This window comes from Actinomadura miaoliensis (genome assembly GCF_039536785.1).
In the GTDB taxonomy this organism is placed as follows: domain Bacteria; phylum Actinomycetota; class Actinomycetes; order Streptosporangiales; family Streptosporangiaceae; genus Spirillospora; species Spirillospora miaoliensis.
The window spans coordinates 47,338-64,428 of record NZ_BAAAZG010000056.1; the positions used below are offsets into that span (position 1 = coordinate 47,338).

15 protein-coding genes are annotated in these 17,091 nt (G+C 72.1%); 4 read left to right on the forward strand and 11 right to left on the reverse strand.

Translation table 11 applies throughout. The features are described 5' to 3' along the window. Positions 1 to 368 precede the first annotated feature (368 nt). Positions 369 to 1,331 carry a hypothetical protein gene (locus tag ABD811_RS35540; RefSeq protein WP_344956540.1) on the forward strand — a complete coding sequence of 321 codons (963 nt, stop codon included), beginning with the start codon at positions 369 to 371 and terminating at the stop codon, positions 1,329 to 1,331. A gap of 283 nt (positions 1,332 to 1,614) precedes the next feature. On the opposite strand, the gene ABD811_RS35545 is transcribed toward ABD811_RS35540, so the two are convergent. The 3 genes from ABD811_RS35545 to ABD811_RS35555 form a co-directional block, all read right to left on the reverse strand. Continuing rightward, on the reverse strand, positions 1,615 to 2,895 hold the full coding sequence (locus ABD811_RS35545) for a CE1 family esterase (protein WP_344956542.1): 1,281 nt from the start codon (positions 2,893 to 2,895) through the stop codon (positions 1,615 to 1,617). Positions 2,896 to 3,025: 130 nt separating this feature from the next. Beyond that, entirely contained in the window at positions 3,026 to 4,396 is a 1,371-nt protein-coding gene (locus ABD811_RS35550) for a glycoside hydrolase family 43 protein (protein WP_344956545.1), read from the reverse strand. A 470-nt stretch (positions 4,397 to 4,866) separates the two neighbouring features. Next, positions 4,867 to 5,412: a helix-turn-helix domain-containing protein gene (locus tag ABD811_RS35555; protein ID WP_344956546.1), complete on the reverse strand. Its 546-nt coding sequence runs from the start codon at positions 5,410 to 5,412 to the stop codon at positions 4,867 to 4,869. A gap of 47 nt (positions 5,413 to 5,459) precedes the next feature. On the opposite strand from ABD811_RS35555, the gene ABD811_RS35560 reads away from it, so the two are divergent. Then, positions 5,460 to 6,626 carry a pyridoxal phosphate-dependent aminotransferase gene (locus tag ABD811_RS35560; RefSeq protein WP_344956548.1) on the forward strand — a complete coding sequence of 389 codons (1,167 nt, stop codon included), beginning with the start codon at positions 5,460 to 5,462 and terminating at the stop codon, positions 6,624 to 6,626. 194 nt (positions 6,627 to 6,820) lie between these two features. On the opposite strand, the gene ABD811_RS35565 is transcribed toward ABD811_RS35560, so the two are convergent. Continuing rightward, positions 6,821 to 7,543 (reverse strand): FadR/GntR family transcriptional regulator, encoded by a 723-nt coding sequence (locus ABD811_RS35565; RefSeq protein WP_344956550.1) that lies wholly within the window; start codon positions 7,541 to 7,543, stop codon positions 6,821 to 6,823. A gap of 219 nt (positions 7,544 to 7,762) precedes the next feature. On the opposite strand from ABD811_RS35565, the gene ABD811_RS35570 reads away from it, so the two are divergent. Continuing rightward, a complete protein-coding gene (locus ABD811_RS35570) occupies positions 7,763 to 8,179 on the forward strand; it encodes a DUF6234 family protein (protein ID WP_344956552.1) in 417 nt (138 codons plus the stop codon). Between the two features lie 3 nt (positions 8,180 to 8,182). On the opposite strand, the gene ABD811_RS35575 is transcribed toward ABD811_RS35570, so the two are convergent. The 7 genes from ABD811_RS35575 to ABD811_RS35605 all read right to left on the reverse strand — a co-directional run bounded on the left by ABD811_RS35575 (position 8,183) and on the right by ABD811_RS35605 (position 15,668). Then, the gene (locus ABD811_RS35575) at positions 8,183 to 8,806 is read right to left on the reverse strand and encodes a response regulator (protein WP_344956572.1); all 624 of its coding nucleotides are present in this window, start codon (positions 8,804 to 8,806) and stop codon (positions 8,183 to 8,185) included. An 8-nt stretch (positions 8,807 to 8,814) separates the two neighbouring features. Continuing rightward, positions 8,815 to 10,032 carry a sensor histidine kinase gene (locus ABD811_RS35580; protein ID WP_344956554.1) on the reverse strand — a complete coding sequence of 406 codons (1,218 nt, stop codon included), beginning with the start codon at positions 10,030 to 10,032 and terminating at the stop codon, positions 8,815 to 8,817. Continuing rightward, on the reverse strand, positions 9,990 to 10,787 hold the full coding sequence (locus ABD811_RS35585; RefSeq protein WP_344956556.1) for an ABC transporter permease: 798 nt from the start codon (positions 10,785 to 10,787) through the stop codon (positions 9,990 to 9,992). Before ABD811_RS35585 ends, ABD811_RS35580 begins: the two co-directional genes overlap by 43 nt. After that, positions 10,784 to 11,629, reverse strand: coding sequence for an ABC transporter ATP-binding protein (locus ABD811_RS35590; RefSeq protein ID WP_344956558.1), 846 nt, complete (start codon positions 11,627 to 11,629; stop codon positions 10,784 to 10,786). Before ABD811_RS35590 ends, ABD811_RS35585 begins: the two co-directional genes overlap by 4 nt. Before the next feature lie 154 nt (positions 11,630 to 11,783). Beyond that, positions 11,784 to 13,433 carry an amidohydrolase family protein gene (locus ABD811_RS35595; RefSeq protein ID WP_344956560.1) on the reverse strand — a complete coding sequence of 550 codons (1,650 nt, stop codon included), beginning with the start codon at positions 13,431 to 13,433 and terminating at the stop codon, positions 11,784 to 11,786. Between the two features lie 184 nt (positions 13,434 to 13,617). Continuing rightward, positions 13,618 to 14,649, reverse strand: coding sequence for an aldose epimerase family protein (locus ABD811_RS35600; protein ID WP_344956562.1), 1,032 nt, complete (start codon positions 14,647 to 14,649; stop codon positions 13,618 to 13,620). Beyond that, entirely contained in the window at positions 14,646 to 15,668 is a 1,023-nt protein-coding gene (locus tag ABD811_RS35605; protein ID WP_344956564.1) for a LacI family DNA-binding transcriptional regulator, read from the reverse strand. The genes ABD811_RS35600 and ABD811_RS35605 overlap by 4 nt, the downstream gene beginning before the upstream one ends. Before the next feature lie 393 nt (positions 15,669 to 16,061). Between ABD811_RS35605 and ABD811_RS35610 the strand changes: the two genes are divergently transcribed. Further along, positions 16,062 to 17,006 (forward strand): carbohydrate ABC transporter permease, encoded by a 945-nt coding sequence (locus ABD811_RS35610; RefSeq protein ID WP_344956566.1) that lies wholly within the window; start codon positions 16,062 to 16,064, stop codon positions 17,004 to 17,006. The last annotated feature ends 85 nt before the right edge of the window (positions 17,007 to 17,091 follow it).

The following is a 17,091-nucleotide window of genomic DNA, read 5'->3' on the forward strand; positions in this document are numbered from 1 at the left end:
TCTGGACAACATTGGACGCCCTCGGCGGGGGGTGAACGGTGGCCATTGGGTCACATCGCCGCCCGGGCGAACCAGGCCGGATACCGTTCGGTGTTCTGTTTCGGACAGAGCGCGAGGAGTCCGGTCAAAGACTCCGCACGGCAGGGATCACATGAGTCATCATTCAGGGTAAAGGCACCCGATGGCCGCCAATCGTCGGGTGCCGATGCCGTTGTCCAGGTATTCACCCGGTCCACCAAGCAGTCGACCCCGTTGAGAAAGACGAAGGCAATGGACAGTGACGTCCCCTCTGCCTGCCTGCATGCGCTGACGCCGGTCGAGCCGGTCGCGCTCGTCCCACCCGCCGCCGTCCCCGGGCGGGAGCGGCCATGAACTGGATCCGACCCCGTCTGGGCCGCGTGGTCCGCAGGGGCCGCGGCACCGTCGACAAGGCCGAGTTGATCCAGCGCCTCGAACTGGCCTATCCCGGCGAGGCCCAGGCCGTCGACCGGCTCAAATGGATCCTCCTGGCGGCGCTGCTGCCGGTGCGGGACCATGGCACCGTGCTGGAGCACGCGCGCCGCCGCGGCATCAGCCGTCACCGCGCCGAGCAGCTTCTGCGCGGTGACGTCGCGTTCGGCTTCCGCTGGGAGACGGTGGAGAAGCTGCTGGCCGACTGTGGCGCCGACCCCGTGCACATCGAGGTCGCCCGTGAGCTGTTCGCGCAGTTCCCGCGCGGGGACCACGCGTCCTACGCGGGCGCCGCGCCCCGGCGGCCGCCGCGACCCGCCGGCCTCCCCGCCCGGAGCGACACAGGAGCCGGCGTGGACGTGGACACCGCCTGCGAGACCGGCGTGGCCGAAGCCGACTCGACCGCGACCGGCGGCGGGCGGTCCGACGTCACCGCCGCCCTGTCCGCCTCCCGCACGCCCACCGCCGCCGACGCCGACCGCGCCGCCCGGCAGCCGACGGGCCCGAGCGCCGCCGACGATGACGAAGCCCGCTCGGGAACCAGGCCGGCGGACGGCGCCGCGCTGGTGCGTGAGCCGGACCCCGCGACGGCCACGACCGCGCGGGAACTGCTGGACCTGGCGGACACCTACCGTGTCTGGAAGGGCGAGCCCAGCTACCGCCAGATGTCGGAACGAGCGCGCAACCAGTACGTCGCCTCCACCTTCAACACGTTGACCAAGCGGGAGACCCTGCCCAAGGTCGAGGTTCTGCTGGCCTACCTGGAAGGGTGCGGCGCCGGCGAGGCCGAGCGGGAGCGCTGGCGCCAGGCGTGGTTCCGCATCAAGGTCGCCGAACGCGGCGGCGGCACCGACACACCGCCCCAGGCCCCCACGCCGTGACCGCGAGCCGCGCCGCGGCCGGTTCGCCGCGGCGGCCGCGTGGCGGAGTGCCTCCAAGCGCTCGGGAGTCGTCTCGTCCGCTGCCGTCATGACCTGCTTTGCCGCCGCCGGTGACGGTGTCGGCCGCCATGGTCCGATGACCGAGTGATCGCCGATGACGCTCGCGGCGACGATCCGGGACGGTCGGGGCGCCGTTGGTCGTGCGGCCCGGCGGAAGGAGCCGCGCGTGCCGACCAGGCCGTCCCGAGCGCCCCGGATCGCGTTGAGCGTCGCGGTCACCGCGTCAGGCGGTGGTGCAGGTACTGCCGTTGAGGGTGAAGGAGGTCGGTTTGGCGGTGTTGCCGGTGTGGGTGGCCTGGAAGCCGATGCTGACCGATGCGCCGGGGGCGATGGCGGCGTTGTAGGAGACGTTCCTCGCGGTGATCTGCCCCGTGGCGGGGGAGTATTCGGCGTTCCAGCCGGAGGTGATGGTCTGGCCGCTGGGCAGGGTGAACACCAGGGACCAGCCGTTGATCGCGGAGGTGCCGGTGTTGGTGACGGTGATCTCGGAGGTCAGGCCGCTGTTCCACGCGTTGACGGTGGTGCCGACCCGGCAGGCCGCGTCCCCGGTCGGCGGCGGATCGGTCGGCGGGTTGCCGCTCTCGAACTGCGTGAAGAAGTTCCAGGTCTCACCCGGGAGCCACGTTCTGGAGCCGCTGTCACCGCGGGCGCCGTCCTGCGGGGCGGCGATGTGGCCCTCGTCGAACGCGATCCAGCGGACGGGGTGGCCGGACCGGCACCCCGAGTAGGTGGTGCCGATGTGCCTCAGGCTGCCCTGGGCCGGCTCGGGCGGGTTCTGGGCGGTGCAGCCGTTGTTCCGGACGAACCTGTCGCGCAGCGAGCGTCCGCCGGAGATGTTCAGCACCGAGTCGCTGATGCCGTGGACGCCGAGGTAGGCGATGGGCTGGGTGCCGCCGCCGCACCCGCTGAGCTGTCCACCGGAGTAGACCGCGACGGCGCGGAAGACGTCCGCGCGGGCACAGGCGAGCGCGTAGCTCATGGCGCCGCCGTAGCTGAAGCCCATGGCGAAGCGCTGTGTCGTGTCGACGCACAGGTCCGCCTCGATCTGCCTGATCATGTCGTCGACGAAGGTGACGTCTTCACCGCCGGAATTGGCCCAGCCGTTGTTGAAGCCCTGAGGCGCGACGAAGATGGCGCTGTTGTTCGCCAGTCTCTGGAGTCCGTAGTAGGCCCACACGTCCCTCTGCACGGTCTGTCCCGTGGCGACGTCGGTGGCGGTCCCGCCCAGCCAGTGGAACCCGAAGATCAGCCGGTAGGGATGGCTGCGGTCGTAGTTGTCAGGGATTCTCAGGATGTAGCTGCGGTTCTTGCCGCTGCTCTGGATCGAACGCGTGCCGCTGGTCAATGTCGGCGCCTTGCCGCATCCGGCGCTCGTCGCGGCGGCGCGAACATCCCCGGGCGCCGTGGCGGCACCGGGGCCGGTGCCGCTCTGTGCCGTGCCGCCCATGGTCAGGACGAGAACCGCCGCGACCACGATCGGCACAAGGAACGATCTGTGCCTCATGTACTCCTCTTTCGTCGGGGTGGAAGAGCCGTCCGACCGGCGTGCACGTGCCGGTCGGCGGACGCCGCTCGAAAAGAAGTCCGCCGGTCGGTTCCGCACCGGCCGGGCGGCACCGCAAACGGTGGCGGGATCACTCGTCCGCGGCGCCGGGCGAGCCGTTGCGCCCGCCGGCGGCGTTGAACTGCCACCAGTTCACGTTGAACAGGTAGCCGCTTGCGCCGGTGAACCTGAGATACAGGTCGTGGGTTCCCGTCGCGCCGTTCACCGGGCAGGAGACGGTCGTCCACGTCTGCCAGCCGCCGGTACCCGGGACATCGCACGTTCCCACGAGTGTGCCGGTGGGACCGCCCAGGCGAAGTTCGATCCTGCCGCCACCGGCCGCCGAGGCCACCCTCGCGGTGAAGGACGCCGCACCGGCGCCGAAGGCGACGCCCTTGACCTTGACGTAGTCGCCGTTCTCGATCCAGCCGACGTTCATTCCGCCTTCGCCGGAGGTCTCCGTTTCGACGCCGGACGCCCAGGCGATCGTTTCGGCCTCCTGGCGGACGTAGGGATTCAGCGTTCCCACCTGGGGCGCCCCGGCCGTGGTCATGTTGATCGTAGGAAAGGTGCCGTTGGCGTTGTAAGCGAACTTCTCCACGGCGACCGACCGGGTGAAGCCGCCGCCGCCCGGCAACGCGCCATTGTGGTAGAAGAAGTACGAGCCCCCGTTGAAATCTATGACGCCGGGGTGGTTGGTGAAGCTGCCGCCCTGCGTGGGCATGATCGTGCCGCGGTAGGTCCAGGGCCCGGTGGGGCCCGGAGCCGTCGAGTAAGCGATGAATTCGGAGCAGCAGGCGGCCGCGAACACCATGTAGTAAAGACCGTTGCGCTTGTAGACCCAGGGACCCTCTTCGTACAGGGTCGGACGGCTCGGATTCCCGGTGCGGGTGCCGAACCCCGCGGTGGTGAGGGGAATCTGGGTCGGGGCGCCCGAATACGAGATCATGTCGGGGTTCAGCCTGACGTACCACAGGTTTGGATTGCCCCAGTACATGTAGGCCTGCCCGTCGTCGTCGATGAAGACGGTGGGGTCGATCTCACCGTTCTCCACCAGCGGGCGCCCGAGAGCGTCCCGGAAGGGACCGGTGGGGCTGTCCCCGACCGCCACGCCGATGGCCATCCGTCCGGTCGCCCGGTTCTTGACGGGGACGTACCAGTAGAACCTGCCGTTCCTGAAGACGGCCTGACCCGCCCATGCGTCCGCGCTCGCCCAGCCGAAGGTGGACAGGCTGAGCGGGGAGCCGTGATCGGTCCAGTTCACCATGTCCGAGGACGACCACACCCGCCACTCTTTCATGGTGAAATACGTGGAGCCGTCTTCGTCGTGCCCCGTGTAGAGGTAGACGCGGCCATTGTGCACCAGCGGAGCGGGGTCGGCGGTATAGATGGTCTGGATGATGGGATTGTCCGCCCTGGCCACGCCCGGAGACAATGCCGCCGCGACGCAGAGCAGGGCCACGATCCACGCGGACCTTCGTCTGGATGCGATGCTGGCCGGACGCGGGAATGTGAATGTCACGACGCTCCCCTGCCTATTCGTCTCCGGTGTGTGGCAATTCTGTGTTAGCGCTAACATTTTTGTCGTGACCGCTGCGGCGGCCTGGTTGACGAATACAACACGCAGGAGGCCGAGGAGTCGCCATCCCGCGTCAGAATCTCTCTCGACAATCTGGTCGGACCGTACTTAACGCGGCATCGGGCGTCAACGGTCCTCCGTGTCGCCTTCCGAGAGGTCTCCGCTCACCTGCGGATTTCGGCACGGCTCCGGCAGTCGGCCGTGAAAGAACCATGGACGCGGGCGTGCCGGGCGGCACCCGTCCGGGCGACCGCCAGGCGAGGCGGACGCCGGCCGGATCCAGGCGGCGGTGCAGGGACGCGACGCGGTCATCACGGCGATCGGCCCGCCCGACATGCGCGTCCCGGCCGCGGTCAGTTGTCCGGGTGGACCATGAGGAGGACGGCGCGGTTGTGCCCGGCCCGGCCCCGGTAGAGGTGGGGGCGGGCGGCGTCGAAGCGGATGGAGTCGCCTTCCGCCAGGTCCGTGGGGGAGTCGGCGGGGCCCGTGGTGACGCGTCCGCGGGTGAGCACGAGGCATTCCTCCACGCCGGACAGGTGCGCGTCGGAGTGCTGGGTGCCCTCGGCGATGGCGATGTCGTAGACCTCCACGGTGCCGCGCAGCCTGATGCGGTGCAGAAGGCGGGCGCTGACCGCGTCGCCCTCCACGCGCGGCCGGCCGTCGCCGGCCCGCACCACCTCGACCGTCGCGGCCGGTTCCTCCAGCAGCTCGCCGAGGGACACCTGCAACGCCGTGGCCAGCGCCCACAGGGTGCTGAGCGTCGGGTTGCCCTGGCCCTGCTCGATGCCGTGCAGCGTGGTCTTGCTGATGCCGCCGGCGGACGCCAGGTCGGCCAGCGAGATCCCGGCCGCCGTGCGCAGGCGGTGCACGTTGCGTCCGACCACTTGCGGTAGATCCATGTGTATCAGCATAGTGGTATGCACGTACCAGCAAAGTGGAGGACGGCATGACGGTGACGCGGCTGCGCGACATTCCGGGCATCGGCGTGGACGCCGTGGGCGACGCGGCCGACGCCGTGGGCGACCCGGAGTTCCTGCGGCTGGAGAACCTCGACACCGACCTGCGGCCGCCCGCCGTCGCCCTCGCCGCCACGCGCGCCGCGATCGACGACGACGCGGCCAACAGCTACCTGCCGTTCCAGGGGCACCGCTCCCTTCGCGCGGCCGCCGCGGCGCACGTCGGACGCATCGCGGGACGCGCCTACGACCCCGACACCGAGTGCGTCAGCGTGGCCGGCGGGCTCAACGGCATCCTCAACACGCTGCTCGCGACCGTGGAACCCGGGCAGGAGGTCGTGCTGTGCGACCCCATCTACGCCGGGCTGGTCAACCGGGTGCGGCTCGCGGGCGGCGTCCCGCGCTTCGTGCCCGCGCAGGCCACCGCCGAAGGGTGGACGGTCGACCCCGCGGAGCTGGCCGCCGCCGTCGGGCCCGGCACGGCGGCGGTCCTGATGATGGGGCCGGCGATGCCGACCGGCCTGGTGCTGGACGACCGCCACTGGTCCGCCCTCGCCGACGCCTGCGAACGCCACGACGCCTGGCTGGTCTACGACGCCGCCATGGAACGCATCCGCTTCGACGGCCGCCCGCCGAACCACCCGGCCGCCCATGACGGCCTGGCCCGGCGCACCATCACCGTCGGTTCGGCGTCCAAGGAGCTGCGGCTCATCGGCTGGCGCGTCGGCTGGGTGGTCGGCCCCGCCGACATCGTCGCCGACATCCGGCTGGTCGGCCTGACCAACGTGGTCTGCCAGGTCGGCCTGGCCCAGGACGCCGTGGCCGCCGCGCTGGACGCGCCCGACGCCGACGCCGACGTGGCCGCCGCCACGGCCGAGTGGCGGCGGCGCTGCGAGACGGTGCTGCGAGAGCTCGCCGACTACCCGGTCATCCGGCCGCACGGCGGATGGTCGCTCCTCGTCGACACCAGGCCCCTGCGAATGACCGCCGCCGAACTGTCCCGGCGCCTGTTCGACCGGGCGAAGGTCGCGGCCACCCCCATGGACGGCTGGGGCCCCAGCGGAACGCACTACCTGCGGCTCGTGTTCGCCAACGAACCCGTCGACCGCCTCACCGGCATCGCCGAGCGCTTCCGCCACGCACTCGCCGCGGGGTGAACCGGTACGCGCCAACGGCGTCTCCGCCGAAGGCGCCCCCGCCCGCGCCACCGGGCCGCCCGAGGCGCGCGCGGAGTTCGCCCGCGCGTCCGCCGAGATCGCCGCGCTGTACGGCGCGGACTCGTGACCGGCGACCGTGCCGTGGGCGTCGCCCCCGGGCATCGAGGGCGCGCCGATGGGCACGAGCCGCGTGCTCACTGCTCGGGGGTTCGTTCGCCGTGCCGGACGGCCGCCTGGCCGAGGGTGCGCCGCAGCCAGGTCTCGGTGGTGTTGACGTGCATCAACGCCGCCGCCTGGGCAAGGGTGGGGTCGCCGGCGGCCAGCGCGTCGTAGATGGCCTGGTGCTCGACGATCGCGCGCTGGAAGGCGTTCGCCTCCACCACGCCGCGCCACACCCGCATGCGCAGCGTGCCGCCGGACACCCCGTCCAGCACGGTCGTGAGGGTCTCGTTGCCGGTGGCGGCGACGACCGCGCGGTGGAACGCCGCGTCGAACCGAGTGGCCTTCTCCACGTCGTCGGCGGCGGTGGCCTCCCGCATGGCGTCCAGGTGGCCGCGGAGGCCGGCGAGCGCCTCGGGGGAGATGCGGGTTGCGGCCAGGCCGGCGGCGGCCGGCTCCAGCAGCCGCCGCGTCTCCACCAGTTCCAGCAGCGAGTCGTCCCGCAGCAGCTCGACGGCCAGGCCGAGCCCCTCCAGCAGCAGTTTCGGCTCCAGGCTGGTGACATAGGTGCCGTCGCCGCGCCGCACGTCCAGCACCCGCGCCACGACCAGCGCCTTGACCGCCTCGCGCAGCGGGTTGCGGGACACGCCGAGCTGGGCGGCCAGCTCCGGTTCGGACGGCAGCCGCGCCCCGGGCGGCAGCTCCCCCGACTGGATGAGCCGCCTGATGCGCGCGATGGCCTCGTCGGTCCGCGACATGGGCGCACCGTAACAGACATCCCATGTCCCGGGAAGATTTTCGGTTCACGCCCCCGTATCTAAAGCGATCTTTCGGAAAAAATGGACGAAACGCTTAGGTGGGCCGACAAATACATCCCATGTCCCTGTGGGGGATCACCTCACCGGAGGAGGGTGAGGAGTAGCGATCTAGGTATTCGTACTCAGGCGGCGGCCCGGCCGGACGGTGACACTGGGCCCATGACCTCCGCCACCGGCACGGGCCGCCGCACGGCGCTGACCTGGCTCACCGACGTCCTGTTCGCGGTGACCTTCCTCGCCGTGGAGGCGGCCGCCGTGTTCGTCATCTGGCTGCGCGAGGGCATGGCGGCCTGGGCCGCGTCCTACGACGACGGGCCGCCGCCGGGCCACGGTGGCACGCTCGTCGCCCTCGGCGTCGTCACGGCCTTCGCCGTGCTGCTCGCCATCCTGCTGGCCTGGAGGAGATGGCCGCTGTCCGCCGTCACCCAGGGGCTGGTCGCGGGCGCCCTCGCGCTGCTGATGGTGGGCATCGCCGCCTCGGAGCACCGCGACGACCGTCCCGCCCCCGCACCGACCCACGGCTCGTACCGGCCCTGCCTGAGCGGCGGCGACAGCCACGAATGCCCCGGGGGATAGGCGTCACTCGCCGGAACGAAGGATGCCGCGTTCCAGGGCGGTCGTCACGGCGGACGTGCGGTCGGAGACGCCGAGCTTGCCGAACGCGCGCAGCAGGTGCGTCTTGACCGTCGCCTCGCTGATGAACAGCTCCCGGCCGATCTCGGCGTTCGTCCGGCCGCGGGCGACCAGCCGCAGCACCTCGATCTCGCGCGGCGACAGCTCGACCGGCGAGCGCATCCGCGTCACCAGCTTGGCCGCCACCGAGGGGGCCAGCACGGTCTCGCCGCGCGCCGCCGCCCGCACCGCCTGCGCCAGGTCCTGCCGGGAGGCGTCCTTGAGCAGGTAGCCGGTGGCGCCCGCCTCCACGGCGCGCAGGATGTCGCGGTCGGTCTCGTAGGTGGTCAGCACCACCACCCGGGTCCGCGGCCGCTGGGCGAGCACCCGCGCCGTGGCCTCCACCCCGTCGGCGTTGGGTAGCCGCAGGTCCATCAGGACGACGTCGGGCTCGTGCCTGCGGACAGCCGCCACCGCCTCGGCCGCGTCGCCCGCCTCCGCCACCACCTCGATGCCGTCCTCGGCGGAGAGCATGCCCCGCAGCCCCTCCCGCACCACCGGGTGGTCGTCGACGAGCATCACGGTGATCACGTCCGCGTTCATGCCGGCACCTCCACGGTCAGGACCGTACCGGTACCGGGCGCGCTGCCCACCTCCAGCCGCCCCCCGACCTGCGTCACCCGCTCCCGCATGCCGCGCAGGCCGAAGCCGCGGGCCGCCCCGGTGACGGCGTCCGGATCGAACCCCGCGCCGTCGTCCCGGACCTCCAGCACCGCCGCGTCGCAGCCGTAGGCCAGCCGTACCGACACGTGCGCGGCCCCGGCGTGCTTGCGGATGTTGGCCGTGGCCTCCTGCGCGGCCCGCAGCAGCACCACCTCGGCTCCCGCGGCCAGCGGCCGGGGCGGCCCCGACGTCGCGAACTCCACCGGGATGCCCATCTCCTCGCCGAACCGCTCCGCCAGCCGTCCCAGCGCCTCCTCCAGGGAGGACGACTCCAGCCCCGCCGGGGGCAGCGCGGCGACCAGCGCCCGCGCCTCGGCCAGGTTCTCCCGGGCGGTGCCGGCCGCGAGCGTGAGCTGCCGCCGCGCCTGCGCCGGGTCCCGGTCGAGCTGGGAGTCGGCGGCCTGCAGCAGCATCAGGATGCTGGTGAAGCCCTGCGCCAGGGTGTCGTGGATCTCGGCCGCCAGCCGTTCCCGCTCCGCCATCGCGCCCGCCCGGCGGTTGGCCTCGGCCAGCTCGGCCTGGGTCGCGCGCAGCTCGGCGATCAGGTCCCCGCGCTCGCGGCTCTGCCGGATGATCCGGTCGACCCAGAACCCGAAGAACGCCGAGAAGCCCATGGTCACCGCGGTCCACAGGACGAAGGACACGACCGCCCCGACCGTGGTGGACGCCAGCAGGAACCGCAGCGCCGGCGTGGCGTTGAGGGCCAGCACCGTCAGCATCGCGCCGCGCCAGTTCAGCACCATGAACGCCTGCGGGCACAGCGCGAACAGCACCAGGGAGCTCTCCGGGGCCGCGACCGACGCGGCCCCGGACAGCACGACCGCTCCCGCCAGGTAGGCCAGGGACGCCGGGTGCGGGGCCGCCCGGTCGACGGCGCGCCGCCCCAGCAGCAGGTACCACGGAGCCAGCGCGGCCAGCAGCACCGCCGCCATCCCGTCGTTCCTCCACGAGCCGCCCCCGGCCAGCACGTAGATGATCGTGGAGACCAGCACGAGTGCGAAGTACGCCTCCCAGCGCCCCACGCCCCACCGCCACGCGTCGGCTTCGCGGGTCACCGCTCGTGGCGCCGCTTCCAGCGGAACGTCGTCAGGCACAGCACCAACCCCCCAATGCACCAGGCCGCCAGCACCAGGGCGATCCTGTCGTGCTCCCAGGAGCGGGCGGGCTCGGCGGCGAGCAGCGCGTCGGGCAGCAGCGCCGAACGCAGCCCCTGGCACATCCACTTGAGCGGGAACAGCGCGCCGATCCGCTGCACGCCGGAGGGCAGGTCCCCGAACACGAAGAACACCCCGGAGATGAACTGCAGCACAAGATAGGGCAGGTTGAGCACCGCGGCGGCGCTGCGTCCCGACCTCGGGACGCTGCTCACCGCGATCCCCAGCAGCGTGCACGCCGCCACCCCGAGCACGAACACCCAGGCGAACGTGAACCAGCGCTGCGGCGTCGCGGGCGGCTCCAGGCCGAGCAGCGCGCCGCCGACCACGAACAGCACCGCCGTCTCGGCCACCGACAGCACCAGCGCCGAGACCGTCTTGCCGATGAAGTAGGACGCCCTCGGCATCGGCGTGCCGTACAGCCGCTTGAGGGTGCCGTCGTCGCGCTCGGTGGCGATGCTGATGCCCAGGCTGGTGAACGTCGTGGACATGATGCCGCTGGCGATGATCCCGGCGGCGAAGTACTGGCGGAAGTCCACGCCGGTGCCGCCCACCTCGCCCCTGAAGATCGTGCCGAAGATCAGCAGCAGGACGACCGGCAGGCCGAAGGAGAACACCACGGCCTCCCGCTCCCGCACGAACATCTTCAGCTCCATGGCGCCGCGCGCCAGCCCGAGCCTGAGGGCGAGGGTCACTTCGTCGCTCCGATCATGGACAGGTAGACGTCTTCCAGGGACGGCCGGGTGACGGTCAGCTCGGGCACCTCGCCGCCGAACCGGTGGCTCAGCTCCGCCACCACCTGGGTGGGGGAGTCGGTGTCGATGCGCCGCGGGCCCTCCGGCCCCCGCCAGCTCACCCGCGCGGAGGCCGTGGCGCGCCCGCCCAGCCGCCGGGGACTGTCCACCGCGATGACCCGGCCGGCGGTGATGACGCCGACCCGGTCGGCCAGCGCCTCCGCCTCCTCCAGGTAGTGCGTGGTGAGCAGGATCGTCGTGCCGCCGCCGGCCAGGCCCTGGATCAGCTCCCAGAACCGGCGGCGGGCGTCCGGGTCGAACCCGGTCGTCGGCTCGTCCAGGAACAGCAGCTCCGGGCCGCCGACGATGCCGAGCGCGACGTCGACCCTCCTGCGCTGCCCGCCGGACAGGCGCCCGACCCGTCGTCCCGCCTGCTCGGCCAGCCCCACCGCCTCGATCACCTCGTCCGGGTCGCGGGGCCGCGGATAGTAGGCGGCGAAGTGCCGCACCATCTCCCGCACGGTCAGCTGCGGATCCTCGGTGGAGGTCTGCGGGACGATCCCGATGCGGGCCCGCCAGCCCCGGTCCGCCCCCGCGGGATCGGCGCCGAGCACGGACACCTCGCCGGCCGTGCGCCGCCGGTGCCCTTCCAGGATCTCGACGGTGGTGCTCTTGCCCGCCCCGTTCGGGCCGAGCAGCGCGAACACCTCGCCGTGCCTGATGTCCAGGTCGACGCCGTTCACCGCGTCGACGTCCCCGTACCGCTTGCGCAACCCGCGCACCCGCACCGCTGTGTCTGCCATGCCTCAAGCGTCGACCCGCGGCGCCCGCCGCGGGATCGGCGCACCGGTCATCCCCGTGTCCACCGATCGGTGGACACGCCCCCGCGGCCGGCCGGCGGCTGCGGCACCGGGCGCGTTCCCGAAGCGTCGTCCCGGGAACGCCGGGCGGCCGGCGTCAGGACCGGGCGCCCTCCCACATGCGCAGGTACATCTCCGCGCCCCGCGCCATGTCGGCGATGATCTCCTCGCCCGCGACGTTGCGCATGTCGGCGATCCAGTCGGGGACCAGCCCGTAGTTGGCGACGCCCTCGGTGTTGACGTCCCAGGTGCGCAGGCCGGTCCGCTGGCGGTCGAGCGTCACGCCCGGGTCGATGGGGGAGGTGAACGGGTAGCGCACCGGGTTCGCCTGGTTGTCGCGGCGGGGAGCCGGCAGCGGTCCCATGCCGTTGGCGTCCAGGCCGTAGCCGTAGCCGAACAGCCGCCCGGGATCGCGCGCCTGCCTGGCCCGGCGCCACTCCGCGGCGAACGTGTCGGCCGCGGACCCGTACGAGGTGATCATCCCGCCGAGCCGGTAGATCCGCGGCGCGTATCCCGTGTCGGACCAGCCGTGCCCGGAGACGACCCCCGGATACTTCTCCTCCTCCAGGATCGACAGCGTCCGTTCGGCCGCCTTGACGCTCATGTGGTCGATCTCCACGATCATCCCGCGCTCGATCATGCCCCGGAGCATGTGCTCGCCGAGCTCGGTGAGGCCGTTGACGTTGCAGTGCGGGGCCTTCGGATAGACCGGCAGGGTGACGCCGAGCGGGCGCAGGTGCGCCAGCGGGCCCGCGAGCAGCGCGGTGAGGTCGTTCGCCGGGATGATCGTGTTGTCGTGCTCGGGCGTGGTGCAGGTGTCGGCCTGCCAGAAGCGCCCGCTGCCCACGAAGTTCCCGAGGTTGAGGATCACCCCGGTGGTGTCGGCGTCGAAGCGGACCCCGCACAGCGCGTTGTCGAACTTGTGGCACAGGAACATCGAGCTGACGCCGAGGCTTCGCATCTCGTCCAGGCCCTCGTCGATCTGCTTCTTCGTGCACTGCGGCACCCCGCCGATCTGGCGGCAGCCGAACGGCTCGGAGGTCTCCACGCCCAGGACGACCGCGAGCTTGCCCTCCGCGATGACCTGGCGGGCCTCGGCCGGGCTGCGCACCACGCGGAACCATCCCCTGCCCGGCCCGCCGCTCCGCGCGTCGACGTAGGACTGCAGCTCGTAGGTGCGCCGGGCCTGCAGCCGGATCGACTCCATCTCGTCGCAGGGGTACTTCTTCAGCGGGTAGATCTCGCACAGCGTCCGGTTGGAGACGAGCTGGTTGACCAGGATCCGCTGCCCGGCCCGCCACGACCGCTCCACCCACGTGTAGTACGCCTGCTGGTGGGTGAGCGAGCTGTGGCTCGGCCAGTCCTTGAAGGTCGGCCATCCGGTGGTGTCGTGCGTCCCCACCAGGCCGCCCTTGCTGGTGAAGTTCTCGAACCACGCCAGTGAGCCGTTCGGGCCGTGGTCGAGACAGTCGCGCAGCGCCTCCTGGATGCCGCGCGGATCGAAGGACCTGCCGCACATCACGCTGCCGCCGAAGCCCTCGAACGACATCAGATGGGTGTGCAGGTCGGCGTATCCGCGCACCTGCCCGTCGGGGGCGGTGCCGCGGAACGGCGTGCCGACGGCGTTCACGCCGTCGCGCGAGGACGCGGCGGCGGAGGGCACGGCGGCCGAGGCGAGACCGGCCGCGACGAGCGCGCTCGTCAGGACGGCCAGGGCGACCCTGCTGATCGGATTTCTGAGGGGCATGGCGGGGGACCCTCCGGGAGGCGAAGCGTTCGCGCGTCTCCTCCGGTACCTACCACGTCCGCGGCAATACGTGAATACCCTTCACGTCCGCCGTGCCGCGAGGACGACCGGATCGCCGTGCGTCACCGGATCGCGGCCGGGGGCGGTTCACGCAGGTCGCCGGTGGGGCGAGGCTGACGGCCCCTCAGTCGGGCAGCGTGCTGAAACGGAACGTGGTGGTGGAGCGGTACTCCTCGCCGGGGCGCAGCACCGTGGACGGGAAGGACGGCTGGTTGGGGGAGTCGGGGAAGTGCTGCGTCTCCAGGCAGAACGCGTCGCCCTGCCGGTAGGCCAGGCCGCTGGTGCCGATGTGCGAGCCGTCCAGGAAGTTGCCCGAGTAGAACTGCACGCCGGGTTCGCTCGTCAGCACCTCCAGCACGCGGCCGGACCTCGGGTCCTCGGCGCGGGCGGCGACCTCGCCGCCGTTCAGCACGAACGTGTGGTCGTAGCCCTTGCCGACCAGCAGCTGGGGATGCGTCTCGCGGATGCGGGCGCCGATCGGCTGCGGCTTGGTGAAGTCGAACGGCGTGCCCGCGACCGGGGCCGGCTCCCCCAGCGGGATCTGGTCGCCGTCCACCGGCAGGTAGCGGTCGGCGTCGATGACGAGCCGATGGTCGTACACCGTGCCGCTGCCCTCGCCGGCGAGGTTGAAGTACGAGTGGTTGGTCAGGTTCACCACGGTCGGGCGGTCGGTGGTGGCGTGGTAGCCGACGCGCAGCGCGTCATCGGTCACGGTGTAGGTGACGGTGGCGCGCAGCGTCCCCGGGTAACCCTGTTCGCCGTCGGGGCTGACGTAGGTCAGGGTGATCGAGCTGTCGTCGGCCTCGGCGACGTCCCAGACGCGCTTGTCGAACCCCTCCTCGCCGCCGTGCAGGCTGTTGGCGCCGTTGTTGCGCGGCAGCGTGTGCTCCCGGCCGTCCAGCCGGAACCGGCCGCCCGCGATGCGGTTGCCGTAGCGCCCCACCACCGCGCCGAAGTAGCGGCTGCGCGTGACGTAGTCGTCGAGCGTCGCGCAGCCGAGGACGACGTTGGCCGGGGCGCCGTCGCGGTCGGGCGCCTCCAGGGTCTGCACGACGCAGCCGTACGTCAGGACGCGGACGCGCAGGGCGCCGCCCGTCAGCGTGTAGCGGTGCACGGGCGTGCCGCCGGGCAGCACGCCGAACCTCTCCTCGTTCATGTGACCTCACGGGATGACAGGCGGGCGGCCCGCCCCTCGACGGGCGCCGCGGTGGACTCGCGGACGACGAGCGTGGTCTCCAGGACGGTCAGCGCGGCGGGCCCCGGCTCGTCGGTGCCGACCAGCTGCAGGAGCATGTCCACGGCGGTGCGGCCCGCCGCGATCGTCGGCATCGCCACCGTCGTCAGCTTGGGCCGGTTCAGCCGCGCCTGCATGATGTCGTCGACGCCCACCACGCTGAGGTCGGCGGGCACCCGCACCCCCAGCTCGGCCAGCCCCTCGACCAGCCCGATCGCGACCAGGTCGTTGTAGGCCAGCACGCCGGTGACCGCGGCGCGCGCCACCTCGGGCGCGGCGATCTGCCCGCCCTGCTCGGTGGGGGAGTTGGGGCCGATCACGGTCAGCTCGGCGCCGGCCGCCGCGGCGGCGTCCGCCGCGGCCTCGCGGATGCGCCCGCTGTTCCACGACCCCTCCGGCCCGGACAGCAGTGCCAGCCGCCGGTGGCCGAGACCGGCCAGGTGCTCCACCGCCAGCCGGGCGCCGTGCCCGACGTCCATCAGCACCGCGGGCACGCCGTCCAGCCGCCGGTTGACCAGGACGAACGGCACCTGGCGGCGCAGCCGGGCCAGGGCCCGGTCGCCCAGGCGCGGCGCGCACAGCAGCACCCCGTCCACCTGCTTGGTGAACGCCTGGATCAGCTCCTCCTCCACCCGCGGGTCCTCGTCGGTGTCGGCGACGAACACGTGGTAGTCGCGGGCGCGGGCGTGCGCCTGGGCGGCCTTGATCAGCGGCGGGAAGAACGGGTTGGCGATGTCGGCGACGATCAGGCCGAGGTTGTGGGTGCGGCCCGTGGTCAGCCCGCGCGCCGCGCGGTTGGGCCGGTAGCCGAGCTGCTCGGCCACCGCCAGCACGCGGTTGCGCGTGTCGGCGTTGACCAGGTGGGGGGCCGAGAAGGTGCGCGACACCGTGGAGACGTGCACGCCGCTGGCGCGCGCGACGTCCCGGATCGTTACGGCCACGCTCTCCCCTTCCTGGGCGTTGGACGCCTCATTAATACAAACGATTGCAGGTCCGTCAACCGCGCCGACGAGGGAAGATCGCTAGCCGTCCTCCCGCATCGGCCCGGTCATCTGCGTTTTATCAGGGGCGACGCATCTGGGTCACGCCGACCCCTTGACGTTTCGTCCGGATGACGCGAGTGTTTCTGCAACCGGTTGCTGTGTGACCGGTGGCACATCACCGCGACCCCCCAACCCACCCCGACCCGGCGGCGACCGGCGGCGTGCGGACAGGCGGTAAGCGCTTTCACTGTCTGCCTGCGCGTGCCGTCCCCACCCCGATCGCCCCCATCCCTAACGCCCCATCCCGCACGACCCCGACGACCCGAACGACCGACCCGTAAGGAGGCGCTCGTGGCCATCGCCGAGGCGACCACGGCCGGGCGCGGCACCCCGCCGCCCCGGCGCGGACGGCGCCGCCGGCCCGCCCGCGGGCCGCGCACCCCGTACCTGCTGATCGCGCCGTCGGTGCTGCTGATGCTGGGATTCCTGGTCTATCCGGTGGCCAGCGTCTTCTACTACAGCCTGCGTCGCTACAACATCACCAAGCCGTGGGACAACGGGTTCGCCGGGCTCGGCAACTTCCGCGACATGCTCGGCGACGACCTGTTCTGGCAGAGCCTCGGCTTCTCCGCCAAGTGGGTCGCCGCGACCGTCGGATTCCAGCTGGTGCTGGGGCTGGCGCTGGCGCTGCTGGTGAACGAGACGTTCGTCGGCCGCGCGCTGTCGCGGGCGCTGGTGTTCTCGCCGTGGGCGATCTCCGGCGTGCTCACCACCAGCATCTGGATCCTGCTCTACAGCCCGACCACCGGCTTCACCCCGTACCTGGCCGACCTCGGCCTGGTCGAGCACGGCTCGTCGCCGCTGTCGGACACCGGCAGCGTCTTCGCCGCCGCCGTGCTCACCGAGCTGTGGCGCGGCGTGCCGTTCTTCGCCATCCTCCTGCTGGCCGACCTGCAGAGCATCCCCAGGGACCTGTACGAGGCGGCGTCGGTGGACGGCGCCACCCGGCCGCGGCGGTTCTGGCACATCACGCTGCCGCACCTCAAGGACGCCATCATCCTGGCGACCCTGCTGCGGGCGGTGTGGGAGTTCAACAACGTCGACCTGCTCTACACGCTCACCGGCGGCGGCCCGGCGCACCAGACCACCACGCTGCCGTTGTACGTGGCGCAGAAGGCGACGGTCGCGCACGAGTTCGGCTACGGCTCGGCGCTGACCACGGCGGCGTTCCTGATCCTGCTGTTCTTCTCCATCCTCTACCTGCGCCTCAGCAAGTTCGGAGGTGAGCGGTCTTGAGCCGCCGTCCCACCACGACACTGGACGACGACCGCGCGGCCGACGCCCCGGCCGCGCCACCGGCCGGCGGGGGGCCGGACGAGGC

What these genes read in the sequence shown, in the direction of transcription:
- ABD811_RS35590 (WP_344956558.1), bottom strand. Translation starts at nt 11,629, where the DNA reads ATGGCAGACACAGCGGTGCGGGTGCGCGGGTTGCGCAAGCGGTACGGG.
- ABD811_RS35540 (WP_344956540.1), top strand. Translation starts at nt 369, where the DNA reads ATGAACTGGATCCGACCCCGTCTGGGCCGCGTGGTCCGCAGGGGCCGC.
- ABD811_RS35565 (WP_344956550.1), bottom strand. Translation starts at nt 7,543, where the DNA reads ATGTCGCGGACCGACGAGGCCATCGCGCGCATCAGGCGGCTCATCCAG.
- ABD811_RS35570 (WP_344956552.1), top strand. Translation starts at nt 7,763, where the DNA reads ATGACCTCCGCCACCGGCACGGGCCGCCGCACGGCGCTGACCTGGCTC.
- ABD811_RS35555 (WP_344956546.1), bottom strand. Translation starts at nt 5,412, where the DNA reads ATGGATCTACCGCAAGTGGTCGGACGCAACGTGCACCGCCTGCGCACG.
- ABD811_RS35560 (WP_344956548.1), top strand. Translation starts at nt 5,460, where the DNA reads ATGACGGTGACGCGGCTGCGCGACATTCCGGGCATCGGCGTGGACGCC.
- ABD811_RS35600 (WP_344956562.1), bottom strand. Translation starts at nt 14,649, where the DNA reads ATGAACGAGGAGAGGTTCGGCGTGCTGCCCGGCGGCACGCCCGTGCAC.
- ABD811_RS35545 (WP_344956542.1), bottom strand. Translation starts at nt 2,895, where the DNA reads ATGAGGCACAGATCGTTCCTTGTGCCGATCGTGGTCGCGGCGGTTCTC.
- ABD811_RS35595 (WP_344956560.1), bottom strand. Translation starts at nt 13,433, where the DNA reads ATGCCCCTCAGAAATCCGATCAGCAGGGTCGCCCTGGCCGTCCTGACG.